We start from the raw sequence: 2,239 nt of genomic DNA, 5'->3' as shown, positions 1-2,239 counted from the left end.
TTTCAAGTTCTCATGGGCATCAAAGTAAAACGAGCAGATTCCCAAGATATTGATGGCCGTTAAAAACGCATCTAGTTGGCGAAACTGTCCCTCTGCCATTCCTTTTTCCAGGATCTGAACGATGCCTTGAAAGCCCGCTTGCCATCCCGTTTGTTCCCCATACTTTCCCTGATTCTGGATGGCTTCCTGAAACCACAGCATGCCATGCCACCGATTGCCCACCTCAAAGTTGATGTAAGCCCGAAGCATTGCTTCCAATGCCTGCTTGGGAGATTGCTGTTCCCAGTCAGTGGGTTGAAAAGCAGCGTTAATTTCATTGACGAGATGCTGTAAGACTGCCTGATAGAGGGTTTCTTTATTTTTGAAGTAGTAGCACAGCAAGGCTTTAGTGACCCCGCTTTTGGATGCGATCGCTTCTGTGCGTGCCCCCGTTAATCCATACTGAGCAAACTCTTCAATGGCAGCATCTAGAATTTTTGCTTTAGTAACTTCCGGGTTACGGCTTTGTTTACCTACTTTGGAGGTTGAGCGCGAAGATTTAGGCGGAGGCACGAGCAGTCCATCTACAGTAGCGACTCAATTTAGTGTAATTCTTGACATCCTGATCGGGGTTGTATAGGCTCTAATTAAACACTTGTTTAATTAAGAAAATCTAATGCAACCTATCCTTCCTGGTGCGCCTTGGTTGATTGCGCACAAATCCATGCTGGGCATTAATCAGCCCACCAAAATCACCTTAAATGGTCAGGATTATGTTCTCTGGCAAGACACTGAGGGAAATGTATCTGCCCTCAACAATATCTGTCCCCATATGCAGGCTCCGTTATCCAATGGCTGGATTTGTAGCCACAGAAATACGATTACCTGTCCTTTTCATGCCCTGGAGTTTAATGGCGCCGGTCAGCTGCTTCAGGCTGAAACCTTCAGCCAAGCACCGTTGGCTAACCCCTTAGATTTGATCGTTGAGGGTGATTTAGTCTGGACTTACGGTGGGTTTGAACCGAGGTTACCGATTCCTCATCTGCATCAGCAAGTAGCGGCTGACTATGAGTTCTTGGGGGTGACTGCTGAGAAAAGCATTCACAGCAACTTTTTGAGCAGTCTGATGATTAACTATGACCATCATCATCAAAACGGGACTCATCGAGAATTTTTTAAGTGCAAATCATGCACAGCGGAGTTTATTGAGCAACAAGATATCTATGCCCAGGTCGCTCAAACGGTCGAGAAGGAAGACTATACCCCCGAAGAGATTGCAGCTAATCCGATGTTAGGGGCCATTCCAGAGGTGATGCAGAACGTCTTGGAATATGTTTTTCCCTCCACCCAGTTTTTTTGTCTCAAGTCACCTGATGTTCAAACTTATCAAGGGCACATCCTTTATCCAGAAACGGAGGACCGAACCAAAACCTTCATCTTGCTCTATGCCAAGTTTAGTAACCCAGAGTTAAAAGCAGTGATGCAAGACTCTTTACTCCATGCGGCTTCAGTGGTGGTAGAGCAAGACACTCAATGCCTTGAAAGCTTATATCCCAGACAACAATCGACCATTCGCCTGCCCAATGAAGACATTATGTTCTACGCAGAAGACCTATACCGAAATTGGGAAACGAGACCTACAGTCTGAATCACTATATCGATTCGGTGATAACTAGCCAGTGTTCATACCTAAAATTTCAACCCTAAAATTGATTAGGTATGAAATCACTTTAACCAACGTAACCCTAACCATCCCAGCCCACTCCCGACAAAATAGTAGGGAAAGTCTTCCCAGCTAAAGGTATTGCCTAACACCAGCCGTCCCAGCAAAGTGGCCCGAATCGCTTGCAGCCATGCGGGTTGCCAGAGCTGTAGGAATTCTAATCCACAGGTGGTGAGACAAACTGCGATCGCAATCCACTCAGGCGACACCGCAGGCCAAATATAAGCCCCCACCAATATCCAGAAAATCTCGTGGGGGATACCCGCAAACGCCTTGTTCAGCCATGCTTGTCTGAGTCCCCGATAACGTTTATCCTCCGAATTCTCATACCAAAAAATAAGTGACCTTAAGCAGAGGAAGCAGATCAGACATGCATCACGAATGATTGTACGTACCACTCTACAATTTGTTCGCTTTGCTTCAGATACAAACTGAATGGCAGGGCTGATTCATTGTAGTAGCCGAAAAATACGCTCCACTTGGTTGGCCAGCTCTCGTAGAGCCGATGCTATCGATTTGAATCCATTGAGCCTGAGC

The 2,239-nt window shown here is 46.2% G+C and carries 3 protein-coding genes; 1 reads left to right on the top strand and 2 read right to left on the bottom strand.

The annotated features are described in order from the left end of the window. Positions 1 to 552 (bottom strand): TetR/AcrR family transcriptional regulator (locus tag Q0991_RS18955; RefSeq protein WP_299491396.1); only part of this gene is annotated, 552 nt, incomplete at its 3' end. Positions 553 to 655: 103 nt separating this feature from the next. Here Q0991_RS18955 and Q0991_RS18950 point away from each other — a divergent pair. Next, positions 656 to 1,627, top strand: a complete 972-nt coding sequence (locus Q0991_RS18950) for a Rieske 2Fe-2S domain-containing protein (protein WP_299491394.1) — start codon at positions 656 to 658, stop codon at positions 1,625 to 1,627. 77 nt (positions 1,628 to 1,704) lie between these two features. Here the strand turns inward: Q0991_RS18950 and Q0991_RS18945 are convergent, their stop codons facing one another. Next, positions 1,705 to 2,100, bottom strand: coding sequence for a DUF2809 domain-containing protein (locus Q0991_RS18945; protein WP_299491391.1), 396 nt, complete (start codon positions 2,098 to 2,100; stop codon positions 1,705 to 1,707). Between the last annotated feature and the right edge of the window lie 139 nt (positions 2,101 to 2,239).

The organism is Acaryochloris sp. IP29b_bin.137, assembly GCF_028285745.1.
In the GTDB taxonomy this organism is placed as follows: Bacteria; Cyanobacteriota; Cyanobacteriia; order Thermosynechococcales; family Thermosynechococcaceae; genus Acaryochloris.
Note: the sequence above shows the minus strand (reverse complement) of the source record. Positions and strands in the feature narration are given on the sequence as shown.

Bases quoted from the DNA above. Each gene is read 5' to 3' on its own strand.
- Q0991_RS18950 (WP_299491394.1), top strand. From the start codon at position 656: ATGCAACCTATCCTTCCTGGTGCGCCTTGGTTGATTGCGCACAAATCC.